Source organism: Pseudomonas svalbardensis (assembly GCF_030053115.1).
Lineage (GTDB): Bacteria > Pseudomonadota > Gammaproteobacteria > Pseudomonadales > Pseudomonadaceae > Aquipseudomonas > Aquipseudomonas svalbardensis.
Window position 1 is genome coordinate 2,723,504 of the sequence record NZ_CP125619.1, and the last position, 23,007, is coordinate 2,746,510.

Consider the following 23,007-nt stretch of genomic DNA (forward strand, 5'->3'; position numbering starts at 1 on the left):
CGCTAACTAAAAACTTAGAATACGATAGGTATTCATACGGGATATACTGGTATTACCCCGTGTGATAAGCCCTGTGGCGCGTTTTCACCCGCCAAAGCGGTACGTTTTAGAGAGTTGAGCCCATGACTGAGCTGGATCGTTACCTGCAAGCCGCCACCCGCGACAACACCCGTCGCAGCTACCGGGCGGCTGTCGAGCATTTCGAAGTCAGTTGGGGCGGCTTCCTGCCGGCGACCAGCGACAGCGTGGCGCGCTACCTCGTCGCTTATGCGGGTGTGCTGTCGATCAATACCTTGAAGTTGCGTTTGTCAGCGCTGGCGCAATGGCACAACAGTCAGGGTTTTCCTGATCCCACCAAGGCGCCGGTGGTGCGCAAGGTCTTCAAGGGCATTCGCGCGCTACACCCGGCTCAAGAAAAACAGGCCGAGCCGTTACAGCTTCAGCATCTGGAGCAAGTGGTTGCCTGGTTGCAGCTAGAAGCGCAAACCGCGAAATCTAAACACGATCAACCGGCTCTGTTGCGGGCCAGGCGCGACACGGCGCTGATTCTGTTGGGTTTCTGGCGCGGTTTTCGTAGCGACGAGTTGTGCCGGCTACAGATTGAGCACGTTAAAGCGGCTGCCGACTCAGGCATCACGCTCTATTTGCCGCGAACCAAGAGTGACCACGAAAACCTCGGCAAGACTTACCAGACGCCCGCGTTGCAGCGCCTGTGCCCGGTGCAGGCGTACATCGATTGGATCACCGAAGCCGCGTTGGTTCGCGGGCCGGTATTCCGAGGCATCGACCGGTGGGGCCACCTGAGCGAGGAGGGGCTGCACGCCAACAGCGTGATCCCGTTACTACGCCAGGCGCTGGAGCGCGCCGGGATCCCGGCCGAGCACTACACCAGTCACTCCTTGCGGCGCGGCTTTGCCACCTGGGCCCATCAGAGCGGGTGGGACTTGAAGTCGTTGATGAGTTACGTGGGCTGGAAGGATATGAAGTCCGCCATGCGCTATGTTGAAGCCAGCCCGTTTCTCGGGATGACACCGCTCGCGGAAAAAACCATTGGCGCTGCTAAGTAAGTTTTATTCTATTAATACGTTCGGCTAATAGCGAAAACCAATGAGCAGCATGAGCTTTGCCAATGAGCCATCCGGCAATCGAGTCGGTAGGATTCACTCCATCAACTTCTCAACCAAACTTTTCAACCCTGACGGAGAGTCATCGATGCCTATCATCAACAGCCAAGTTAAACCGTTCAAAGCTGACGCCTTTAAAAATGGCGACTTCGTAAAAGTGTCGGACGCTGACCTGAAAGGCAAGTGGTCTGTCGTGTTCTTCTACCCTGCCGACTTCACCTTCGTTTGCCCGACCGAACTGGAAGACCTGGCTGACAACTACGACGCGTTCCAGAAGCTGGGCGTCGAGATCTACAGCGTTTCCACCGATACCCACTTTGCTCACGCTGCCTGGCACAACACTTCGCCAGCCATCGGCAAAATCCAGTACACCATGATCGGCGACCCGACTCACGCCATCTCCCGCAACTTCGACGTGCTGATCGAAGACGCTGGTCTGGCTGACCGTGGCACCTTCGTGATCAACCCAGAAGGTCAGATCAAAATCGTCGAACTGAACGACGGCGGCGTTGGCCGTGACGCTTCCGAGCTGCTGCGCAAAATCAAGGCTGCTCAGTACGTCGCTGCTCACCCAGGTCAGGTTTGCCCAGCCAAGTGGAAAGAAGGCGAGGCCACTCTGGCTCCGTCCCTGGACCTGGTCGGCAAGATCTAAGTCTGTGGAACGCATCATCAGGGCGGGTTTCCGCACCTAAGTAGGCTGCAAACGCCCAATAAAAACGCCCGGGCGAGATTCGCTCGGGCGTTTTTTTATGTCGGCTCTTTATGTAACTGCAAAAAAAGGAAATCGCCCGTATGTTGGACGCCAATCTTAAAGCCCAGTTGAAATCGTACCTGGAACGGGTCACCCAGCCGATCGAGATCATCGCCTCCCTCGACGACGGTGCGAAATCCCAGGAAATGCTCGCATTACTCAAAGACGTTACCAGTCTTTCCAACCAGATTACGTTGCTCGACAACGGGGATGATGCACGTAAACCATCGTTCTCGATCAACCGCCCGGGTGCCGATATCAGCCTGCGTTTCGCCGGCATCCCGATGGGCCACGAATTCACATCCCTGGTGCTGGCCTTGCTGCAAGTCGGCGGTCACCCTTCGAAGGCCAGCGTTGAAGTGATCGAACAGATCCGTTCGCTCAAAGGCGATTTCAACTTCGAGACTTACTTCTCGCTGTCCTGCCAGAACTGCCCGGACGTGGTCCAGGCACTGAACCTGATGGCCGTGCTTAACCCGAACATCCGCCACGTCGCCATTGACGGCGCTCTGTTCCAGGCCGAAGTCGATGACCGTCAGATCATGGCCGTGCCAAGCGTTTACCTGAACGGCGTGAACTTTGGCCAGGGCCGTATGGGCCTGGAAGAAATCCTCGCCAAGATCGACACCAGCGGTATCGAGCGTCAAGCCGAGAAGATCAGCGCCAAAGAAGCCTTCGACGTACTGGTCGTCGGTGGTGGCCCGGCCGGTGCTTCGGCCGCGATCTACGCTGCCCGTAAAGGCATTCGTACCGGTGTGGCAGCTGAACGTTTTGGTGGGCAGGTGCTCGACACCATGGCTATCGAGAACTTCATCTCCGTGCAGGAAACCGAAGGGCCGAAACTGGCTGTGGCGCTGGAAGAGCACGTCAAACAATACGACGTCGACATCATGAACCTGCAACGCGCCGACAAGTTGGTGCCGGGCAAGAACGGCGAGTTGCACGAAGTCCACTTCGCCAGCGGCGCGACCTTGAAAGCCAAGACTGTGATTTTGGCGACCGGTGCGCGGTGGCGTGAAATGAACGTCCCGGGTGAGCAGCAATACCGCAACAAAGGCGTGGCGTACTGCCCGCACTGCGACGGTCCGCTGTTCAAAGGCAAGCGTGTGGCGGTGATTGGCGGCGGTAACTCCGGCGTCGAAGCGGCCATCGACCTGGCGGGTATCGTGTCCCACGTAACACTGCTGGAGTTCGATGTGCAGCTGCGCGCCGATGCGGTCTTGCAGCGCAAGATGCACAGCCTGCCGAACGTCACCGTGATCACCAGTGCGCAAACCACTGAAGTGTTGGGCGACGATCAGAAGGTCAATGGCCTGCGCTACAAGGATCGTCAGTCGGACGAGTTGCGTAGCGTCGAGCTGGAAGGAATTTTCGTGCAGATCGGCTTACTGCCCAACACCGACTGGCTCAAAGGCACCATCGAGTTGTCGCCTCGCGGTGAGATCATCGTCGATGCCCGCGGTGAGACATCGATGCCGGGCGTGTTCGCTGCCGGTGACGTGACCACCGTGCCGTACAAGCAGATCGTGATTGCGGTGGGCGAGGGCGCCAAGGCTTCCCTGAGCGCATTCGATCACTTGATCCGCACCTCGGCTCCGGCATAAAACCCGGCGCTGAAAACACAAAAACCCCATGAGCGATCATGGGGTTTTTTTGTGCTTCATACATTCCCAATGTGGGAGCAACTGTCTTGATGACCTTTATTTTGAAAGCATATTGATAGACAGCTGAATTCCCACAGCTTTACGCCATGCGATGCCCTACAGGAACACCGCGACCCGTTTTAGGCCAAGGGTTGTTTCCACTCAGTTCGGTCTCGGATCATGGCGTTCAGCCGTATCAACAACACACGCATACAGGCGATGAGCGCTACTTTTGCGCATTTACCCTTATGACGCAGTGCGTCATACCGCGCTTTGAACTCAGGCTGTCGCTGAATCACCACCCAGCACGCCATGTACATTGCCCGACGCGCAGCAAACCTGCCGCCGCTAATGTGGCGGGGGCCTTCATGCTTGCCACTGTCGTCGTTGTAGGGGGCTATGCCTGCCAGCGCTGCAATCTCGTGCCGTCCAACCTCGCCCAGTTCGGGTAAGTAGGCCATCAAGCTGGCTGCCGTCACGAGCCCTATACCCTTGACCGAGCACAAACGGGCCGTTTTATCACTGTCCAGGTCTTTAGCAGTTTGACGGATCAGCTTTTCTATCGACTTTATGGCTTGGCATAAATAGTCGATATGACTTCGCAGACAGGGTTTTACCGTGTCAGCAGAGGCTGTTTTAAGGCGCCGTATATCGTCGCCTTGCTGCTGAACAAAATTTTCGCGCTGCTGTACCAGCGCACGCAAATTGTCCTGTTCAGGGCTGGTGATTCGGTTGCTTGGCGACTTTATGACTTCGGCAAACTGCGCGAGCAGCCGCGCATCTATCGGGTCGGTTTTAGCGCGCTGCCCCATGGCCTTGGCAAAATCCCTGGCTCGGCGAGGGTTGATCCGCAAGACTTCGAAGCCGGCAGCCTGAAGCGCTTTCATGACCTCTCGCTCATAGCCGCCGGTGGCTTCCAGCAATACGCGGCTGACCTGATAGCGCTTTAACCAGTCAATCAGCGCAAGGAAATCACTGGCGGTATTGAGGTGACTCGCGCCAACGTCTTGCGGGTTAATCCGAACTTCAAGGGTATCTTTGGAAACATCGATGCCTGCGCAGGAAAACATAGCCGATCCCTCTTACACTCAAAGGTGAGAGCGCTCTGGCTGGGCACCACGCTTGTAATGTTCGAGGTCGGCTCGTTCAACTGTTCGGGCTCAATAACCAGAGCGGAGAGGTGAATGGCAGCATGGGCTCCCACACGTGCTTTAAGCACTCCGGGCATTCAGCTTGCCACTCACCGCTCTCACCCTCAGTCTAATTCCTGCGCAAGACACAAGCGGGCTTGCTCGCGGATGCGGACTGTCAGCCGACATCACTGCTGAATGACACACCGCATTCGCGAGCAAGCCCGCTCCCACAGGGGATCTGCAGTGGGGCTTACAGCGGTGCAGGCTGGATGATCTCAACCCAGTACGCATCCGGGTCTTTGATAAAGGCCAGGCTCTTCATACGGCCGTCATTCAGGCGCTTCTGGAAGTCGCAGCCCAGCGCTTCGAAGCGCTCGCACGCAGCGACGATATCCGGCACCGAGATGCAGATGTGACCGAAACCGCGCGGGTCGGTGTTGCCGTTGTGGTAAGCGAAATCCGCGTCGTTCTCGGTGCCGTGGTTGTGGGTCAGCTCGAGAATTCCGGGGATCGACTTCATCCACTCGGTGCGAGCAGCAGCGTCGGCCGGGATCTGGTTTTTATCGACCAGCGCCAAGAAGTACAGGCTGAACTCGGCTTCCGGGAAGTCGCGTTTTTCCACCAGCGAGAAACCCAAAATGCGCGTGTAGAAATCCAGGGACTTGGTGATGTCCTTGACCCGCAGCATGGTGTGGTTGAAGACGAACTTCTGGGTGGCGGTATCAGGTTGGGCAGTCACGCCTGGGAAGGTGTTCAATTCGTGCAGGCTCATGGGCCCTCCGGAAAATAAGTGGGGCTAACGAATGGCGACAATGATACGCAAGGGCTCGGACATCACCAAACCCAAAGCGTCGGCTATTGCCTGACAGACGGGCGAGGCTCAGACTTTACGGTTCAATCCGTGAGTGTTCATTGCAATGATTCGTTTCTGTAAATCGATGGTCGTCCTGATCTGCGTGCTTTCAGGTGTTAACAGCGCTCTTGCAGATGAGCCAATCATGACCTGGCCCAACGGCTGGGAGGTCGAAGCTGTCCCGCAAGATGACGCCAATACCCACGTTTCCCGCCAGCGCGCGGTGAAGAACGATCAGTACGGCACGCCGGTAATGGTGATGGAGTTGACCATGACTCAGGTGGAAAGCGGTCATCAGGTGAATTTGCAAGGCGTGTTGCTGGAGATGCGCAAGTCGGTGCAGAAGGACTTCTTTCAAGGCGGTTATCAAAGTGTCTGCAACAAGATTCACCCGACGACGTTGAGCCGCTTATCAGCGCTGGAAACTACCTGCACGATCACGCAGAACGGAAGGCATATGCTCTCTCAAACATTGGTTGCCGCCGTGGATGGCGATAAGGCCTATGTTCTTTCCTACGCGGGGCAGGCAGAGGTTTATAAGGCAAGTCAGGATGAAATAGAGGCAGCCCGTAACAGCTTGAAACTTTAGTTAAAGATTTCAATGGCTGCCGGTTTCAGCGCATTCTGAAATTTTTAGATACCAAAGGGATTAAGCACAAAGTTATTCAACAAGTAGCGAGTTGATCGACGCCAATCGTTGCATTTAGAAGGCGTCCATAAAAAAGCCCTGCATTGGCAGGGCTTTTTTGTCACCGCGAATGCTTAGCTACGCAGCCAGGAATCAACGGTAGCTGCACCGTATTGTTCCTTCCAGGCTTTCAGGCCGCGGTGGTTGCCACCCTTGGTTTCAATCAGTTCACCGGTGTGCGGATTCTGATAAACCTTGACCACGCGAGCGCGGCGGGTTTTAGGTGTTGCCTGTTGCAGACCGGATTTTGCCGGGTTCGGATCGAGAATGGCGATGATGTCGCGCAGGCTCTTGCCGTAGGTTTTCATCAGCCCCTGGAGCTTTTCTTCGAATTCGATTTCTTTCTTGAGCCCGGCATCATTCTTCAGGGTTTCCAGCTGCTTGAGCTGCTCTTGAAGGGCCTTTTCAGCTGCACGAAATTCAGCGAGTCTGGACAATATCTTTACTCCAATAGTGTGTTTGGCTGATACCAACCGCAAACAAAGCTATAAGCCAAGAGCCTTGAAGCGACTCGGTGATAATGGCTCACCTGCCAATCTTGCGCAGGCATGAAAAATTGTAGTAGTTAATTGGCCAAGAGTAAATCCTGTCTTTTTCTTCATGTAACAACAGTAGTCTTTTGATTCAAATGGGTGCGCGATCTTCTTGTCTCGTCGCTTAGCGCGGCTAGTTAATGGTGACTTAATGCGTTAATGAAGTCCGCGCCGGGCATCGGCCGACCGAACAGATAACCTTGCAAGAAGTTCACGCCGTGGGCGGTCAGATAATCACTTTGCTCCACGGTTTCCACGCCTTCGGCGACGATGCCCAGATCGAGCTTGGCCGAGAGTTCGATGATGGTGTCCAGGATATGCCGTGAGAGGGCATCAACGCCGATCATGGCGACAAAACTCTGGTCGATTTTCAGAAAGTCCACGTTGAACTGACGCAGGTAACCCAGGCTTGAGTGACCGGTGCCGAAGTCATCGATCGCGATCATCACGCCCAGCGCGTGAAGCTGCTCGAACAGTTGGTGGGTGATGGCCGTGGGTTCGATGAGTTCGCGCTCGGTGAGTTCCAGCACCAGACTGACGGCACCCGGTGCGAAGGCCGCGAGGAATTGACGGCAATCCTCGACCAGTTCCAGGTCCTTGCAGTGGCTGGCGGTAATGTTGATGCCGATGTGAAAAGCGCCCTCGAAGGAGGATGAAACAGGCGCCAACAATTCGGCCGTCTGCTGCATCAACGAGCGGGTCATCGGCACGATCAGCCCGGAGTGTTCGGCAAACGGAATGAACAGGTCCGGACGCACCAGACCTTCCTTGGGATGATTCCAGCGCATCAGCACCTCGGCGCCGGACCACTTCTTGTTGGTGCCATGCACCACAGGCTGAAAGTATGGAATGAACTCCGCCGCTTCCAGGGCGCGCCGCATTTCATTGCTCGGCGATGACGAGCGTTTTTGCACAAAGTGCCCGATCAAGCCGGAAATCACGCCGAAGAAGATCAGTAGGCTAAACAGCGGCGGATACTCGCTGCTCATGTAGCGCCAGGTTTCACCTTCAGGAAACCCTGCCGCCACGGAAAAGGTGTAACGCGAGGACGTCAGTCTGGTTTGCGCCACCGCAAAGGCAGGCAGGGCGCCTTCATGGAATTTGCCATCGGCGGACAACCAATGAGGGCCGACTTGCAATAGCGGCAACGTCTTGCGGCCGATCATTCGCAGTACGTTGCTCAGGTGATACCCGTCCAGAGTGCTCATCGCGCCCTGTTTTTCTTTGCTGAGCCGATACACAAGTAATGCAGTATCAGGCGTGACGGGGTTGCCTTTCATCAGCAACAACGCGCCTTCGCTGTAGTCGCCGGAAACGATTGCTTCCTGAACGTCACCGAACAATGAGCTGCAGTAAATGTTGTTGTCCCACACCAGATTGGTCGAGCGCACGAACGGCCGGCGGGTGACCTGTTCGCGCAAGGCCAGTTTGATGTCGTTGCAGTTTTGGCCGGCCAGCGGCAGCAGTTCCTGAGCGGCTTGGGCGGTGTTGTCGAGCATCAATTCGAATTGGCGAATGGCTTCTTCGGCCGTCTGTTCAGTACTTTGCTTGAGCGTACGCTCAGCTTGCATATAAAGAATGGCGAACCCCAACAACACCGGGAGTAATCCGCTCAGTAGCGTGACAGCCATCCTGGTGCCGCGTTTGCGGCGGGTTTTGACATTCAGTGGCATTTGCGAAACCTGTAATGATTAAGTAGGGCTCTCAAATGCTGGCAGGACGGGACGCCTTCCAAAAAGAGTTCAGGTAGAGGCCATGATAGTTGGCCCCCGGCCCGTGTGCCGCTCAACGGTAGTTCAGGCGCTCGGCCAGTTTGATAAAAGCCAGCGCCGCAGGGGATGACTGGCGCTGGTCGAGCACCGCCAGACCAACTTGGCGTGTGACCGTTGGCGATAGCGGTTTTTTCACGTAACGACTGTCGCGATCATCGGGCAATGAGCTTTCGGCGACGACCGTCAGCGCATCGCCTCGGCCAACGGTATCCAGCGTACTCAGGAGTTGCGAGCAGCGATAACGGATGTTCGGTGTCAGCCGCGCGGCACTGAATAGCCGCGACACCAGTTCCGACGAGCCGGCCTCGGTCAATACAAAGGGGTCGTTACACAAATCGCTCAGGGTCAGGCTGTCGCGACGGGTCAGCGGATGATCGACGGGCAGCAGCGCGACCATTTGGTCCTCGATCAGCGCAAAGGTGTCGAACCGCTCCTCGGGTAACACCACGAAGCCGATATCGATACGCCGTTCCTCCAGCCACTGGATCACCTGCCGGTCCGGGCCTTCGTCAATGTGGACCTCGATGCCCGGGTGGGCCGCGCGGTAGTGCTGCAGGATCAGCGGCAGCAGTTTGATCGATGAGGTCGGGCCGAACGAGCCGATGCGCAACGTGCCGCGTTTCATTCCGCGAGCATCGGCCGCTTCTTGGCGCAAGGTATTGGCCAGGCCCAGCATCGCCCGGGCGCGCATCAAAAGCTGTTGGCCGATGTCGCTGAGTTCGACCCGAGACTGATGCCGGCGCAGCAGTTCGACGCCCAATTCCTGTTCCAGCGACTTGAGGGCGTGAGAGACCGCGGATTGGGAAATCCCCAATCGATTGGCTGCCGCCGTAAAGCCTTGAAGCTCGGCGACCAGAGAAAATATCTCCAGTTGGGTAAGGGTCATGAGTGTTTACTCATTTTACGATGAGAAGGTATTAATCGAATGATACTTCATCTCTCCCGATTTCTCGTTGTGGAAACCTATGACGACCTATGAGCAAAGCCTGTCCAACCCTTCGGATGTCCCGGTTTATCTGAAACTGGCTGCCGTCACCATGATCTGGGGCGGCACCTTTGTCGCCGGGCGGTTTCTGGCCGATAGCCTCAGCCCCTTGTTTGCCGCCAGCCTGCGATTCTTGCTGGCCAGCGTGGCGTTGCTGGTGTTTCTGCTACTGGCCCGCGTGCCTCTTGCAAGGCCCAGCCCCAGGCAATGGCTGCAATTGGCGCTGCTGGGTTTTTTCGGGATTTTTTTCTACAACCTGTGCTTCTTTTATGGGCTGCACTACATCAATGCCTCACGGGCGTCATTGATCGTGGCGTTGAACCCGGCCGTGATCGGGCTGGTGTCATGGCTGTTGTTCAAGGAGCGCTTGAGTCGAGCGAAAGTAGTTGGTATTGCGATCTGTATTGCCGGGGCGAGCCTGGTGATCGTCAGCCGTAATCCACAACTATTGGCCAGCAATCCCGATGCGTGGATCGGCGATCTGTTGATCTTCGGCTGTGTGCTCGGCTGGGGCGTTTACTCGCTGTTCTCCAAAGATCTGAACCAGACGCTAGGCCCGGTGCAAACGGTGACGTACTCGATTCTGTTGGGCACGCTGATGCTGTGGGTGACCAGTGCTGTTCGCGGTGAGTTGAGTATTAATGCACTCACCAGCCTCGGGCCAACGCAATGGATGAGCCTGATGTACCTGGGCGTATTGGGTTCGGCGCTGGCCTATATCGGCTATTACGACGGCATTCGCAAAATCGGCGCGACGCGTTCAGGCGTGTTTATCGCCCTCAACCCGCTGACTGCGGTGATCCTCGGTGCGCTGTTGTTAGGCGAGCAGTTGACCCTGGCGATGTGCCTGGGAGGAGGGCTGATCTTCGCGGGGATTTTCCTGTGCAACAAACCCCTTGCGCGAGCAGGGAAAAAGGGGATTTGATACAGAAGGCGGACAAACCTATTTACGCTGTGTAGAATCGGGTTACGCATACAAGAATAATCGTCTTCTGGCAGCAGAAGCCTCGCCCGCAAGAGCCTTGGGTCGACAATGAAGAGTTTCGGGTTTCAATTGATCTACGGTGACTTCCTCGCCCGCAGCGTGCGGGGCATCTCCTGTGCGCCACCCGCCGGTCTCAGCATTGCTAGCAACTAACGATCCGTTAATTGACAAGAAAATGATGAGGCGCCAACCATGGCAGATTTATACGAAAACCCAATGGGCCTGATGGGCTTTGAATTCATCGAATTCGCATCGCCGACCCCGAACACCCTGGAACCGATCTTCGAGATCATGGGCTTCACCAAGGTCGCGACCCACCGTTCCAAAGACGTGCACCTGTATCGCCAGGGCCAGATCAACCTGATCCTCAACAATGAACCTCACAGCGTTGCTTCGTACTTCGCGGCCGAGCACGGTCCGTCGGTGTGCGGCATGGCGTTCCGCGTCAAGAATGCCCAGCAGGCGTTTGCCCGGGCCCTGGAACTGGGCGCCCAGCCGATTCACATCGAAACCGGCCCGATGGAACTGAACCTGCCCGCGATCAAGGGCATCGGCGGCGCGCCGCTGTACCTGATCGACCGTTTCGGCGAAGGCAGTTCGATCTACGACATCGACTTCGTGTTCATCGAAGGCGTTGACCGCAACCCGGTCGGGGCTGGCCTGAAGATCATCGACCACCTGACCCACAACGTGTATCGCGGTCGCATGGCCTACTGGGCCAACTTCTACGAGAAGCTGTTCAACTTCCGCGAGATCCGTTACTTCGACATCAAGGGCGAATACACTGGTCTGACCTCCAAGGCCATGACTGCGCCGGACGGCATGATCCGCATCCCGCTGAACGAAGAATCGTCCAAAGGCGCCGGGCAGATCGAAGAGTTCCTGATGCAGTTCAACGGCGAGGGCATCCAGCACGTTGCCTTCCTGTCCGATGACCTGATCAAGACTTGGGATCACCTGAAAAGCATCGGCATGCGCTTCATGACCGCGCCGCCGGAGACCTATTACGAAATGCTCGAAGGTCGTTTGCCGAACCACGGTGAGCCGGTTGATCAACTGCAATCGCGCGGCATTCTGCTGGACGGTTCGTCCGAGTCAGGCGACAAGCGTCTGCTGCTGCAGATCTTCTCGGAAACCCTGATGGGCCCGGTGTTCTTCGAATTCATCCAGCGTAAAGGCGACGATGGTTTCGGCGAAGGCAACTTCAAGGCGCTGTTCGAATCTATCGAACGCGACCAGGTTCGTCGTGGTGTGCTTTCCACCGACTAAGCCGTTTCAGATGTAAAAAAAGCCCGGTCAGCAGCAATGCTGAGCGGGCTTTTTCGTGCCGGTCCTACATCGATTTCCGTCGATGCCGGACCAGATGTTTGAACCCTTCGAACACCAGCACCACCACCGCCAACCAAATCGGGATGTAGGTCAGCCACTCACCGGCCTTGATGCTTTCCCCCAGCAGCAACGCAACGCCGAGCAACAGCACCGGCTCGACGTAACTCAACAACCCGAACAGGCTGAACGGCAACAGCCGACTGGCGATGATGTAAACCACCAGCGCCGAAGCACTGATCACCCCGAGTAAGGGGATCAGCAGCGACAGCCACGGGTGTTGATCGAACACGGCGAAACCCTGATCACCGCCCTGAACGAACCAGAACGCCACGGGCAACATCAAGGCCATGTCCATCCACAAACCGCCGAGGTTGTCGGTCGCCAGTCGTTTGCGCAGGATGAAGTAGAGCGGATAACCGATGACGACCAGCGAGGTCGCCCAGGAAAAACCGCCAACCTGATACAGCTCGTTGAGCACGCCGAGGGACGCAAAAAACACGGCAACCTTTTGCAGGTAAGACAGTCGCTCGCCATAGGCGAACCGCCCGGTCAGCACCATGGACAGCGGCAGCAGGAAGTAGCCCAGAGACACGTCGAGGCTATAGCCGTTGAGCGGTGCCCACATGAATAGCCAGAGTTGCAGGCCAAGCAGCGTCGCGGAAACGATCAGGCCGGCGAGCAGTTTTGGTTGGCCAACCAGCCGCCGAAAAAGGGCGGCCACGCGTTTCCATTCACCGGAGACCACCATGAACACGGTCATGCAGGGCAGGGTCAGCAGCATTCGCCAACCGAAGATTTCCACGCCGCTCAAAGGCGTGAGCAACGAAGTGTAGTAATACATGACGGCAAACAGCACCGAGGCTGAAACCGATAAAGCGATACCTTTAGACAAACTGTCCTCGCGAAGTTGAACGTGAAACGGGTGCGGAGGATACGTGGTTTTCGAGTTGAATATTGTCCGATTGATCAACACAAACCTAATGTGGGAGCGAGCCTGCTCGCGATAAATCTCAAGCCAGACGCGGTTTACGCCCTGACACAAAGTGGCTCACATCATTAAACCCCGGCGTCGACGCATGCCCAGGCACAACCAGCGAATCAATAAACGCTTCATCCTCAGCCGTAATCTTCACCGCCTGCGCCTTTGTGTAGGCATTCCATTGTTCTTCGGTACGCGGTCCAACGATGGCCGAAGTCACGGCGCTGTTGTTCAGCACCCAGGCAATGGCGAATTCGACGATGCCCACGCCGCGACCCTGGGTGTACTGCTGGATCTGCTGAGCAATGCGCAGGGATTCGACGCGCCATTCGGTTTCCAGAATGCGTTTATCGGCGCGCCCGGCTCGGCTGTTGGCGTCCGGCTTCGCGTCCGGCGCGTACTTACCGCTGAGCACGCCACGCGCCAGCGGGCTGTAAGGCACCACGCCCAGGCCATAGTTTTGCGCAGCGGTGATCTGCTCGGTTTCCGCCTGACGGTTGACGATGTTGTACAGCGGCTGACTGATCACTGGGCGGTCGACGCCCAGTTGATCAGCGATACGAATCACCTCGGCGATGCGCCAGCCACGGTAGTTCGACAAACCCCAATAGCGAATCTTGCCCTGGCGGATCAAATCGCCGATGGCCGACACCGTGACTTCCAGCGGCGTGTTGTGGTCTTCGCGGTGCAGGTAATAGATGTCGAGATAATCGGTGCCCAAACGCGTCAGGCTGGCGTCGATGCCATTGAACAGGTGCTTGCGGCTCAGACCGCTGCGGTTCGGCACGCCGTCTACCGGGCCGAAACCGACCTTGGTCGCCAGCACCCATTCGTGGCGGTTACCGGCAATCGCCTCGCCGACGATCTCTTCGGAGCGGCCGTTGGTGTAAACGTCCGCGGTGTCGATGAAATTGATGCCCTGGTCCCAGGCCTTGTCGATGATCCGCAGGGAATCTTCGGTGCGGGTCTGTTCGCCGAACATCATGGTGCCCAGGGTCAGGGTCGACACTTGTAAACCCGAATGACCCAGTGTGCGGTAGCTCATGCCGAAATCCTTTTACCGGTGGGAAAGGCTCAATCAAATACCAGAACGGTGGGGCGGGGCAATCTGATTTATCGACGAAGCGCCTGGCAGCACTTTTGCCCAGAAACGGTCGGGCGCTTCAACACCTCGAATGAAGGTCGGGGCAACCACTCGTCGCCACTGTCAGATTTGACAGTAGCCAGTCCGCCCCTGATCCCTGTGTGATAGCTCCAACCGCCGGACCCTCCCGGTCGTTCCACGAAGGAGCGTTTTCATGACCACCGAATCCCCCGACACACTGGCTGAGACTTCGTCCGATATCACCGTTCTGGTTCTGTATGCGCCGGATGTACTTGGCAGCACCAAGCCAGTGGTGGGGGGACATTGCGGTGTCTCTATACGGATTTATGACCTGTCCCCCATGGGCGCCAGGGTCAAGGTGGATGCGTACCAGGGGCAGGCACCGAACGATACCGTTGCGCTGAACCTGAATGGCCAACCAAACATCGCCAGTACGCAGACAGCCTCCACGGATGATTCTGTCTTCCTGTACATTCCCAAAAATCTGCTGAGGCCCGAGTTCGTCAACCGTCTCACCTATACGGTGACCCGTGGCAGTCAGAACATGGGCACCTCCACGCCACCGCTGGAGATCTTGTACAACGCCATCCGCCCCGGTATCGAAGACCGCATTCATGGCGACGATGGCCACTCCGAGCTGGAACTAATTCTGCCCGAGGACGTACTCGAAAACGGCATTGACGCCGACCGCGCGGCGCAGGGTGTGCAGGTGTGTTTCTCTTACCCTTACTGCCGGGCCTACGACAGAATCTGGTTGAACTGCAACGGCCAGGACGTCTACCGCGACGTCACGCCTGCCGAAGCACCGGCCACTCCTTCCGCCGAGCCGACAAGGATTTGCGTCACCGTCGACAAAGCCGTTTTCGAACGCGCCGGTGATCATCCCCGGTTCGTGTTTTCGTACACCGTGACCGACCAGGTGGGAAACGGACCTGACACGGATTCACCGTGGTCGGTTTCGTTGTTGGTGGATGTGTATCTCAAGAGCAATCGGCTGGTGGCCCCCGACCTGGCCGAAGACCCGGATGACCCCAGCGATGACCCGAAAACCATCGACCTCAGCAAACTCGGTAGCAAGGATCTGACCGTGTTGGTGCATGCCTTTGCACCGCTGTGGCAACCCAATGACATCATTCGCGTGAAATACACGTCAACGCCGTCTGGCGGCCCGGCGGTGCCGCATTCCGTTGAAGCCACCGTTTCGCGGCTCCCGTTCACCTATAAATTGATGGTGCCCAATGCCAAGGTCATTGCCGACAGCGTGGTGAGGGTGATCTATGAGCAGGTCAGAGGTAGCGTGGTCATGGCCACGTCCAAAACGGCTACGGCGCAGGTTAGCGCGGAGCATGACGTGCCGACCTTCACCAACGAGCCCTACACCATCGCCCCGGCTGGCCGGCTGAAGAACGTTGAGTTGCTCCTCAGCACCCGCAGTAACACCCCCATCCCCGGGGGCAAGCTCAGTCTGACTCTCCCGACCAACTTCATGTACGCCGATGGCGGCAGCGGCCAGCGCGACTTCATCACCGACGCTGCCGGCAGGCTCAGCGTCAGTCGCGTCAAAGGCGCTCTCATCCCCGGCTCTTACAGTCTGAGCGCCACCAGTGGTGCTCAGGTCGCCAACGCAACCGTAACCGTTACGGGGCTGGGGCCAATCGGTAGCATCCCGGTCGGGAACGGTCCGTTCGGGATCGCTGTCAGCCCGGACGGTACCCGCGCTTATGTCTGCAACCAGGCTAGCCATACGGTCTCGGTGATTGATACGGCGACGAATCGAGTCCTGACGACCATCCCGGTCGGGAACCGTCCGACGGGGGTTGCCGTCAGCCCGGACGGTACCCGCGCCTATGTCAACAACGAGTCTGGCCACACGGTCTCGGTGATTGATACGACGACGGATCGAGTCCTGACGACCATCCCGGTCGGGAACAATCCGTCGGGGGTTGCCGTCAGCCCGGACGGTACCCGCGCTTATGTCAGCAACCTGGATAGCAACACGGTCTCGGTGATTGATACGGCGACGGATCGAGTCCTGACGAACATCCCGGTCGGGACCTATCCGAGGGGGGTTGCCGTCAGCCCGGACGGTACCCGCACTTATGTCTGCAACTGGACTAGCCACACGGTCTCGGTGATTGATACGGCGACGGATCGAGTCCTGACGAACACCCCGGTCGGGAACAATCCGGGGGGGGTTGCCGTCAGCCCGGATGGTAGCCGCGCTTATGTCAGCAACTTTTTTAGCCACACGGTCTCAGTGATTGATACGGCGACGAATCGAGTCCTGACGAATATCCCGGTCGGGAACCAACCGTACGGGGTTGCCATCAGCCCGGACGGTAGCCGCGCTTATGTCAGCAACTTTGCTAGCCACACGGTCTCGGTGATTGATACGGCGACGGATCGAGTCCTGACGAACATCCCGGTCGGGATCTCTCCGATGGGGATCGCCCTCAGCCCGGACGGTGCCCGCGCTTATGTCAGCAACACTGATAGCCACACGGTCTCGGTGATTGGGGTCTAATCAGGGACACCCATTAGCCGGTCTCGAGTCAAGGCTAAATGTCCGCTTACCCTGCAGTTCTGAACTGCAGGGTGTTTCCCTCGCCAAACCCGATAGCGAGATATGGGGACAGATCTATTTATCCGGTTATGGCGCGGCGTTGGCAGTGACCACGAAAGAGGGACATACATATTTATCCGTCTCTCCTATCGATTGAAAAGTGAGCAATGACTGGGTTGTTTAATCGACATCTCCAGATACTGATTCGGGCTACATATCCTTGCGCCGCTGCCTACGACTGCGCCAGAATCCGCCGGCTTGTGCGCCTTGGGCCTGGGCTCTATCGTTTCCCCGTCGCTGAATAAAAGCGATCGGGTTTGGTAGCCCGGCAATTAGGCGCATAGCGCCACCGTTTGTAGGCCTTTCAGGTCTCGGTTTTATGGTGGCCATGCGCAGGGCTCCTTCGGGGGCGCCGGGTCCTAATTGCCGGTCTACCAACCTTCGTATGGCCGCCACCCTTCGTTTGGTAGCGAGGGTGAAGGCTCCTTTATTTCAATTAGGAGTTTCATCTATGTTTAAAGTAACGCCCAATCCGCCGGACACCGATCCGGCATCCCCGTACGAAAGCCTCGATTTCAAAAAACTCAACGAAGCCGCTGACCGCGACCTCGATCACTACCTCAACATGGCTGCCCACATCAAAGACACCCCACGCACACCCGGCACCATGTTCATCGTCAACCCGGAGCTCGATACCGAAACCCTGCTGGCCCACGCTTGCGAGTCGCTGGCCTCCGCCAATGTCATGACCATGGATCTGGCGGATCAAATGGAGGGGTCGAGTCGCAATTCGCTGTTGGGCATCGCGCAGATCATCATGCTGGGCGAACTGGCGGTGAATCGGGCGTTGGATAACATCGATCCACCGGGTTAAACGCAAAAGCAGCCCTCACCCTAACCCTCCCGAAACGTCGGACCGCCCGTAGGGAGAGGGGACTGACCGAGTTGTTTTTTAGAGCTACACCGACCTGCAATTCTGAGTCGAACTCAGGCTTTGAAATGCATGAAGATCGGCCCCCTTTCCCCCTCGCCCCTTGGGGGGAGAGGGCTGGGGTGAGGGGGATAGATTTAAGCAATACCACAAAACTCAAGCCGAACACCTCGGCAAAAAAAACGGCCCGAAAAGGGCCGTTTCTCATGTCTACTGAAGCTTAAACCCGCAACGTCCGCGTCATGCGCAACGCCAGCAAACTCCCGCAAACAATCACGCCCGCCAGCAGGTAAAGCGCGGCATCGGTCGACCCGGTGCTGTCCTTGACCCAACCCACCAGATACGGACTCAGGAACCCGGCCATCTGCCCCATGGAGTTGATCAACGCCAAACCACCCGCCGCAGCGCCCGCGCTGAGCAGCGCGGTAGGCACCGGCCAGAACATCGGCAAACCGGTGAGGGCGCCCATGGTGGCGATGGTCAGGCCGAGGATGGCGATGGCCGGTGTAGTCGCAAAGTTCACAGCGATCAGCAAACCGACCGCACCCATAAGCATCGGCACCACCAAATGCCAGCGGCGTTCTTTACGCAGGTCCGCCGAGCGGCCGACCATCAACATGAACAGCGCCGCCAGCAGGTACGGAATCGCACTGAGCCAGCCAATCACCAGGTTATCGCTGAAGCCCAGGTTTTTGATAATCGACGGCAGCCAGAAGTTGATCGCGTAGACGCCGCTCTGGATGCAGAAATAGATCAGGCCGAAGGCCCAGATCGCCGGGTTCTTGAACACCGCCAGCAGCGAGTCGGTGGTGGTTTTCGGTTTGTTGGCCAGGTCTTCAGCGTGGTCGGCTTCCAGCACCGAGCGCTCGAACGGCGTGAGCCATTTGGCGTTGGCGTAACTGTCGCTCAATAGGAAGTAGGCGAGGGCGCCGAGGATCACGGTTGGGATACCTTGCAGCAGGAACATCCACTGCCAGCCGGCCAAACCCGCCTGGCCTGCGCCAAAGTGATTGAGAATCCAGCCGGAAAACGGGCTGCCGAGCAGGCCGGACACCGGGATCGCCGACATGAACAACGCCATGATGCGGCCACGGCGGAAGGTCGGGAACCACTGCGAAAGGTAGAGCACCACGCCTGGGAAGAACCCGGCTTCGGCCGCGCCGGTGAACAGGCGCAAGGTGTAGAACTCGGTCGGTGTGGTGACGAACAGCAGGCAGGTCGAGAGCGAGCCCCAGACGATCATCATCAGTGCGATCCAGCGGCGCGGGCCGAATTTGGTCAGGGCCAGATTGCTGGGGACGCCGCACAGCACGTAGCCGATAAAGAAGATCCCAGCCCCGAGGCCGTACACGGTTTCGCTGAATTTCAGCGCGTCGAGCATCTGCAGCTTGGCAAATCCAACGTTCACCCGGTCAAGGTAGTTGAACAGGTAGCAGATGAAGATGAAGGGGATCAAACGCAGGGTAATGCGTTTGTAGACGGCGTTTTTCTCGTCAACGATGGCCTGGGTAGCGGCGGCGCTCTGTGACATGGCGGGCTCTCTCTTTATTATGATTTTTTGCGATGCAAAGGGTAACGTTGATCGCCCAGTGAGTCTCGGCCACCGCTTGGGTCATTGTCTTTGTGCCTGAGCACAGGGTTTGCAACCAAGGCCTGTGCGGGTGAACAATCCGCTCCATCACGCTTTCAAGGATCCCCGCTATGTTCGAACTCGATCACGACCTGGCCCAGGACATCGTCGACCGGGCGATGGCCATCCTGCCGTACAACGTCAACGTCATGGACAGCCAGGGCCTGATTCTTGGCAGCGGCGAACCGGAGCGCGTCAACACCCGTCATGAAGGCGCGCAACTGGTGCTGGCCAACGGTCGGGTGGTGGAGATCGACGCTCAAACGGCGATTCATTTGAAAGGCGTGCAGCCGGGCATCAACCTGCCGCTGTTGCTCGATCAGCGTTTGATTGGCGTGCTGGGCATCACCGGTGACCCCGAGCAATTACGCACCTACGCCGAACTGGTGCGGATGACCGCCGAGATGCTGGTCGGCCAGCGCAATCAGCAGGCCGAACAGCAATGGCGGCGCCAGCGTTGCGATGATCTGCTGGCGTTGCTGCTCAGTGAGGCCGGGGATTCGCCGCGGCTGATCGACGAAGCGCAACAGCTTGGGCTCAAGCCGCAGATGACGCGGGTGCCGTATCTGTTCGAGTTGGGGATGGAACACAGTCCGGGGCAAACCGTCGAGGCGCTCAGCGCCTGGCTGACCTCGCGCTACCCGGACAGTTGGTGCGTGAGTTCGGCCAAGTCATCGTTGCTCTGGTGCCGACCGGCCAGCCAGGCGATCGAGAACGATCGGTTGCTGGAAAAACTCGACGGCCTCGGCTGGAACATTCTGCGCATTGCCGTAGGCGGGCAGGCGGATGGATTGTCCGGGCTGCGTCGTTGCTATCGACGCGTCGGCGACTTGCTGGCCTATGGGCGAGAGGTGTTGCCGCACTCCCGCTTGCTGACGCTCAACCGTTATCGGTTGCCGGTGATGCTCTGGCGACACCGCAACGACGACGCGCTGGAAGAGTTGCTCAAACCGCTGCGCAAAGTCATCGCCAAGGATGGCAACGGCCATCTGCTGGCGACCCTGCGCAGCTGGTGCGATCACGATGGTCAGAGCCAGGCGTGTGCCGATGCGCTGGGCATCCATCGCAACAGTTTGCGCTATCGAATGGAGCGGATTGCCGAGCTCAGCGGTGTTGACCCGCTAAGACTGGACGGGATGCTCGCGCTTTATCTGGGCGTCCAGCTACTCCCACAAACCGACGCACCGAACACCAATCCGTAGCAGCTGCCGAGCAGCGCGAGGCTGCGTTCGGCGGCGAAGCCGTCGTCATTTAAGCAACGCGGTATATCAGGCAAATCGCGTACACCGGATTTGCGAGGACTTCGTCCTCGAACGCAGCCTCGCGCTGCTCGGCAGCTGCTACAACGAGCGGTGTGGAGGGAGGTTTTGTGGAAATGAACAATAAACGCCACACCGGCTTGTGCAGCGGACCGGCGTTATTGTTCTTGCCTGCTGGCAGCATGGAACGCATTGGAACTGGAGAATTCGCATGAAAATCGTCATCGCCCCCGATTCGTTCAAGGACAGCCTGAGTGCCCAGGGTGTGGCTGATGCCATTGCTCTGGGGTTGGCGCAGGTTTGGCCCGATGCGCTCCTGGTCAAATGCCCGATGGCTGACGGCGGGGAGGGGACCGTCGAGTCGATTCTGGCGGCGTGCGAGGGCGAACTGCGCCGCACCCCAGTCCGCGGGCCGCTCGGCGCAACGGTTGAGGCCGCTTGGGGCTGGCTGCCCCAGAGCCACACCGCGATTATCGAAATGGCCGAGGCCAGTGGCCTGCAACGGGTTCCGCCGGGCAAGCGTGACGCCTGCATCAGCAGCACATTCGGCACCGGCGAGCTGATCCGCGCGGCGCTCGATGCCGGGGCGCAACGGGTCATTCTGGCGATTGGCGGCAGCGCCACCAACGACGGCGGGGCGGGTGCGATGCAAGCTTTGGGCGTCAAACTGCTGGACGCACAGGGCCAGGCCCTGACACCGGGTGGTCTGGCCCTCGCGCAATTGGCGCGAATCGACATGAGTGAAATCGACTCGCGTCTGGCCCAGGTACGCTTCGACATCGCCGCTGACGTCAACAATCCACTGTGCGGCCCTCACGGTGCCTCAGCGATTTTCGGTCCGCAAAAAGGGGCATCACCCGAGCAAGTCCAACAACTGGATCGCGCGCTCGGGCACTTTGCCGAACGGTGCGCGCAAGTCCTGAACAAAGACGTTCGCGACGAACCGGGCAGCGGTGCGGCAGGCGGCCTGGGATTTGGCGCCAAGGCGTTTTTGGGGGCGCAGTTCAAGGCTGGCGTCGAAGTGGTCGCCGAGCTGGTTGGCCTGGACGATGCGGTCAAGGGCGCGGACCTGGTGATCACCGGAGAAGGTCGTTTCGATGCTCAGACCCTGCGTGGCAAGACGCCGTTTGGTGTGGCGCGTATTGCTCGGCAGCACGGCGTGCCGGTGATCGTCCTCGCCGGAACACTGGGTGAGGGTTACCAGGCGCTGTACGAACATGGCATCGATGCCGCGTTTGCCTTGGCCAGTGGACCGATGACGCTGGAGCAGGCGTGTGCCGAGGCACCGCGGTTGTTGCGGGAGCGGGCGAGTGATGTGGCGCGGGTTTGGCGGGTGGCCGCTCGCAAAGCCTGAAGACCCCGCGATCCTGTAATTGAATGGACTCGCCCACGCCGAGGCGTCAATGCGCCACGGTGGCAGTCTAAACAGCCAACGACAGCGAGGGCGAGTCCATGAAAAAGCATACTTCGATTGATCAATCTTTGTCTTCTGCCGATTTATCGGCCTGCACTACCGTGGCGGTCGACCTGGCCAAGCATGTTTTCCAGCTCGCCGGCGAAGACGCCCTCGGCAAGGTGCATTATGAGCAGCGGATCAAGTCGCGCGAGGCGTTCTACGAGTTTCTCCGCCAGCTGCCGCCTCATGTCGTGGTCCTGATGGAGACCGGCCCGGGCGCTCAAGCTTGGGCCCGGCAGTTGCAGGATCAAGGCAACCTGGCGCGGATCCTTCCTGCCGGTCTGGTGGCCAAGCATCGCAGCGGCCCTAAAAATGATCGTAACGATGCGCTGGCAATCCTGCGTGCCGGTCGCGACGAAAAGATCTGCGCAGTGCCGGTCAAAAGTGTCGCAGCGCTGGCCATGCAGGCACTGCATCGCGCTCGTCAAGGTTACGTGCGTCGCCGCACCGCCGTGAGTAATCAGATGCGCGGCCTGCTGCTTGAGCACGGGATTGCGCTGGCACAGGGCGACGTCGCGATCAGCCAGAGAATCCCGCGGATATTGGAGGATGCCACTCAGCCGGTGCCTGCCATGTTGCGCGAACTGATCGACGAACTGTTGGCCGAGTGGCGCCATTTGGGCGAGCGCATCAACGTCCTGACGGGACGCCTGGAAGTGGCCGCGAACGCCGACAAGACAGCCAAACGGTTGATGACTGTGCGCGGTATCGGCCCAATCACCGCTACGGCGCTGGTGGCCAAGGAAACCAAGCCTGAGCGTTTTCCCAATGCTCGCATGTTCGCCGCGTACTTCGGCATGGTCCCTGATCAGCACAGCAGCGGGAAGACGATTCAACTGGGGGACATGACCAAGCGAGGCGATAGCTATTTGCGCAGCCTGATGATCCAGGGTGCCCACGCGGTATTGCAGCAGTTGCGACCTGATTCCCAACAGCCCGACGACCGCCGTTTGTTGCGCTGGATGAGCCGATTGGGCCGCAAGGACGCAGCGGTCAGGTTGGCCAATCGCAACCTGCGCATCGTCTGGGTGCTTTTACAGAATGACCAGACTTATCGTCGCCAGCCCGCCGACGGCCAGCAAGCGACGATGAGCCACTGATCCACCGAGTTCTGCCACCGAGGTACCTACTGACCAACCTGTTGCTGAAAAAACATTGACCCCTGGTAAGACCGGCGTGGATAGATGCCTAAGCTGCTAGTGGCCTTCGAGGCCTGACTGTAATCGGCATGCCACGAGCTCTTCCAATTTTGGCCAGAAGCCGACGACGGCTTCCTCGAGTAGGCCTA

19 protein-coding genes are annotated in these 23,007 nt (G+C 58.3%); 11 read left to right on the forward strand and 8 right to left on the reverse strand.

Features of this window, described 5'->3' with window-relative positions; all coding sequences use genetic code 11:
* Nucleotides 1-122 precede the first annotated feature (122 nt).
* From QFX16_RS12565 to ahpF, 3 genes are all read left to right on the forward strand, one after another.
* A complete protein-coding gene (locus tag QFX16_RS12565; protein ID WP_283184162.1) occupies nt 123-1,067 on the forward strand; it encodes a site-specific integrase in 945 nt (314 codons plus the stop codon).
* Nucleotides 1,068-1,212: 145 nt separating this feature from the next.
* Nucleotides 1,213-1,776, forward strand: a complete 564-nt coding sequence (gene ahpC, locus QFX16_RS12570; protein WP_010460707.1) for an alkyl hydroperoxide reductase subunit C — start codon at nt 1,213-1,215, stop codon at nt 1,774-1,776.
* A gap of 140 nt (nt 1,777-1,916) precedes the next feature.
* On the forward strand, nt 1,917-3,479 hold the full coding sequence (ahpF, locus tag QFX16_RS12575; protein WP_283184163.1) for an alkyl hydroperoxide reductase subunit F: 1,563 nt from the start codon (nt 1,917-1,919) through the stop codon (nt 3,477-3,479).
* 179 nt (nt 3,480-3,658) lie between these two features.
* Here ahpF and QFX16_RS12580 read toward each other — a convergent pair whose 3' ends face one another.
* Both QFX16_RS12580 and gloA read right to left on the reverse strand, forming a co-directional pair.
* Nucleotides 3,659-4,588, reverse strand: a complete 930-nt coding sequence (locus tag QFX16_RS12580; RefSeq protein ID WP_283183157.1) for an IS110 family transposase — start codon at nt 4,586-4,588, stop codon at nt 3,659-3,661.
* Between the two features lie 313 nt (nt 4,589-4,901).
* Complete coding sequence (gloA, locus tag QFX16_RS12585) at nt 4,902-5,423, reverse strand: lactoylglutathione lyase (protein ID WP_046054068.1); 522 nt, start codon at nt 5,421-5,423, stop codon at nt 4,902-4,904.
* Nucleotides 5,424-5,568: 145 nt separating this feature from the next.
* Here gloA and QFX16_RS12590 point away from each other — a divergent pair, with 145 nt between their 5' ends.
* Nucleotides 5,569-6,093, forward strand: coding sequence for a DUF4946 domain-containing protein (locus QFX16_RS12590; RefSeq protein WP_283184560.1), 525 nt, complete (start codon nt 5,569-5,571; stop codon nt 6,091-6,093).
* Nucleotides 6,094-6,266: 173 nt separating this feature from the next.
* Here QFX16_RS12590 and QFX16_RS12595 read toward each other — a convergent pair whose 3' ends face one another.
* The 3 genes from QFX16_RS12595 to QFX16_RS12605 form a co-directional block, all read right to left on the reverse strand.
* Nucleotides 6,267-6,629, reverse strand: a complete 363-nt coding sequence (locus QFX16_RS12595) for a histone-like nucleoid-structuring protein, MvaT/MvaU family (RefSeq protein ID WP_283184164.1) — start codon at nt 6,627-6,629, stop codon at nt 6,267-6,269.
* A gap of 233 nt (nt 6,630-6,862) precedes the next feature.
* A complete protein-coding gene (locus QFX16_RS12600) occupies nt 6,863-8,398 on the reverse strand; it encodes an EAL domain-containing protein (protein ID WP_283184165.1) in 1,536 nt (511 codons plus the stop codon).
* A gap of 112 nt (nt 8,399-8,510) precedes the next feature.
* Nucleotides 8,511-9,383 (reverse strand): LysR family transcriptional regulator, encoded by an 873-nt coding sequence (locus QFX16_RS12605; RefSeq protein WP_283184166.1) that lies wholly within the window; start codon nt 9,381-9,383, stop codon nt 8,511-8,513.
* Nucleotides 9,384-9,462: 79 nt separating this feature from the next.
* Between QFX16_RS12605 and QFX16_RS12610 the strand changes: the two genes are divergently transcribed.
* Together QFX16_RS12610 and hppD are read left to right on the forward strand one after the other, a co-directional pair.
* Entirely contained in the window at nt 9,463-10,407 is a 945-nt protein-coding gene (locus QFX16_RS12610) for a DMT family transporter (protein WP_283184167.1), read from the forward strand.
* Nucleotides 10,408-10,659: 252 nt separating this feature from the next.
* A complete protein-coding gene (gene hppD / locus QFX16_RS12615; protein ID WP_046054072.1) occupies nt 10,660-11,736 on the forward strand; it encodes a 4-hydroxyphenylpyruvate dioxygenase in 1,077 nt (358 codons plus the stop codon).
* Nucleotides 11,737-11,800: 64 nt separating this feature from the next.
* Here hppD and rarD read toward each other — a convergent pair whose 3' ends face one another.
* Nucleotides 11,801-12,688, reverse strand: coding sequence for an EamA family transporter RarD (gene rarD, locus QFX16_RS12620; RefSeq protein ID WP_283184168.1), 888 nt, complete (start codon nt 12,686-12,688; stop codon nt 11,801-11,803).
* Between the two features lie 118 nt (nt 12,689-12,806).
* Nucleotides 12,807-13,820 carry an aldo/keto reductase gene (locus QFX16_RS12625; protein WP_283184169.1) on the reverse strand — a complete coding sequence of 338 codons (1,014 nt, stop codon included), beginning with the start codon at nt 13,818-13,820 and terminating at the stop codon, nt 12,807-12,809.
* A gap of 253 nt (nt 13,821-14,073) precedes the next feature.
* Between QFX16_RS12625 and QFX16_RS12630 the strand changes: the two genes are divergently transcribed.
* Both QFX16_RS12630 and QFX16_RS12635 read left to right on the forward strand, forming a co-directional pair.
* On the forward strand, nt 14,074-16,404 hold the full coding sequence (locus QFX16_RS12630; RefSeq protein WP_283184170.1) for a YVTN family beta-propeller repeat protein: 2,331 nt from the start codon (nt 14,074-14,076) through the stop codon (nt 16,402-16,404).
* A 550-nt stretch (nt 16,405-16,954) separates the two neighbouring features.
* Nucleotides 16,955-17,317, forward strand: coding sequence for a DUF6124 family protein (locus QFX16_RS12635; RefSeq protein ID WP_283184171.1), 363 nt, complete (start codon nt 16,955-16,957; stop codon nt 17,315-17,317).
* Nucleotides 17,318-17,594: 277 nt separating this feature from the next.
* Here the strand turns inward: QFX16_RS12635 and QFX16_RS12640 are convergent, their stop codons facing one another.
* Nucleotides 17,595-18,905: an MFS transporter gene (locus tag QFX16_RS12640; protein ID WP_033055148.1), complete on the reverse strand. Its 1,311-nt coding sequence runs from the start codon at nt 18,903-18,905 to the stop codon at nt 17,595-17,597.
* Between the two features lie 170 nt (nt 18,906-19,075).
* Here QFX16_RS12640 and QFX16_RS12645 point away from each other — a divergent pair, with 170 nt between their 5' ends.
* From QFX16_RS12645 to QFX16_RS12655, 3 genes are all read left to right on the forward strand, one after another.
* Complete coding sequence (locus QFX16_RS12645) at nt 19,076-20,206, forward strand: sugar diacid recognition domain-containing protein (RefSeq protein WP_283184172.1); 1,131 nt, start codon at nt 19,076-19,078, stop codon at nt 20,204-20,206.
* 268 nt (nt 20,207-20,474) lie between these two features.
* The gene (locus QFX16_RS12650; protein WP_283184173.1) at nt 20,475-21,617 is read left to right on the forward strand and encodes a glycerate kinase; all 1,143 of its coding nucleotides are present in this window, start codon (nt 20,475-20,477) and stop codon (nt 21,615-21,617) included.
* A gap of 98 nt (nt 21,618-21,715) precedes the next feature.
* Nucleotides 21,716-22,819 (forward strand): IS110 family RNA-guided transposase, encoded by a 1,104-nt coding sequence (locus tag QFX16_RS12655; RefSeq protein WP_283180771.1) that lies wholly within the window; start codon nt 21,716-21,718, stop codon nt 22,817-22,819.
* The last annotated feature ends 188 nt before the right edge of the window (nt 22,820-23,007 follow it).

What these genes read in the sequence shown, in the direction of transcription:
- ahpC (WP_010460707.1), top strand. Translation starts at nt 1,213, where the DNA reads ATGCCTATCATCAACAGCCAAGTTAAACCGTTCAAAGCTGACGCCTTT.
- QFX16_RS12630 (WP_283184170.1), top strand. Translation starts at nt 14,074, where the DNA reads ATGACCACCGAATCCCCCGACACACTGGCTGAGACTTCGTCCGATATC.
- hppD (WP_046054072.1), top strand. Translation starts at nt 10,660, where the DNA reads ATGGCAGATTTATACGAAAACCCAATGGGCCTGATGGGCTTTGAATTC.
- QFX16_RS12625 (WP_283184169.1), bottom strand. Translation starts at nt 13,820, where the DNA reads ATGAGCTACCGCACACTGGGTCATTCGGGTTTACAAGTGTCGACCCTG.
- QFX16_RS12635 (WP_283184171.1), top strand. Translation starts at nt 16,955, where the DNA reads ATGTTTAAAGTAACGCCCAATCCGCCGGACACCGATCCGGCATCCCCG.
- QFX16_RS12600 (WP_283184165.1), bottom strand. Translation starts at nt 8,398, where the DNA reads ATGCCACTGAATGTCAAAACCCGCCGCAAACGCGGCACCAGGATGGCT.
- QFX16_RS12640 (WP_033055148.1), bottom strand. Translation starts at nt 18,905, where the DNA reads ATGTCACAGAGCGCCGCCGCTACCCAGGCCATCGTTGACGAGAAAAAC.
- QFX16_RS12605 (WP_283184166.1), bottom strand. Translation starts at nt 9,383, where the DNA reads ATGACCCTTACCCAACTGGAGATATTTTCTCTGGTCGCCGAGCTTCAA.
- gloA (WP_046054068.1), bottom strand. Translation starts at nt 5,423, where the DNA reads ATGAGCCTGCACGAATTGAACACCTTCCCAGGCGTGACTGCCCAACCT.
- QFX16_RS12650 (WP_283184173.1), top strand. Translation starts at nt 20,475, where the DNA reads ATGAAAATCGTCATCGCCCCCGATTCGTTCAAGGACAGCCTGAGTGCC.
- QFX16_RS12610 (WP_283184167.1), top strand. Translation starts at nt 9,463, where the DNA reads ATGACGACCTATGAGCAAAGCCTGTCCAACCCTTCGGATGTCCCGGTT.
- QFX16_RS12565 (WP_283184162.1), top strand. Translation starts at nt 123, where the DNA reads ATGACTGAGCTGGATCGTTACCTGCAAGCCGCCACCCGCGACAACACC.
- QFX16_RS12580 (WP_283183157.1), bottom strand. Translation starts at nt 4,588, where the DNA reads ATGTTTTCCTGCGCAGGCATCGATGTTTCCAAAGATACCCTTGAAGTT.
- ahpF (WP_283184163.1), top strand. Translation starts at nt 1,917, where the DNA reads ATGTTGGACGCCAATCTTAAAGCCCAGTTGAAATCGTACCTGGAACGG.
- QFX16_RS12590 (WP_283184560.1), top strand. Translation starts at nt 5,569, where the DNA reads ATGATTCGTTTCTGTAAATCGATGGTCGTCCTGATCTGCGTGCTTTCA.
- QFX16_RS12655 (WP_283180771.1), top strand. Translation starts at nt 21,716, where the DNA reads ATGAAAAAGCATACTTCGATTGATCAATCTTTGTCTTCTGCCGATTTA.
- QFX16_RS12645 (WP_283184172.1), top strand. Translation starts at nt 19,076, where the DNA reads ATGTTCGAACTCGATCACGACCTGGCCCAGGACATCGTCGACCGGGCG.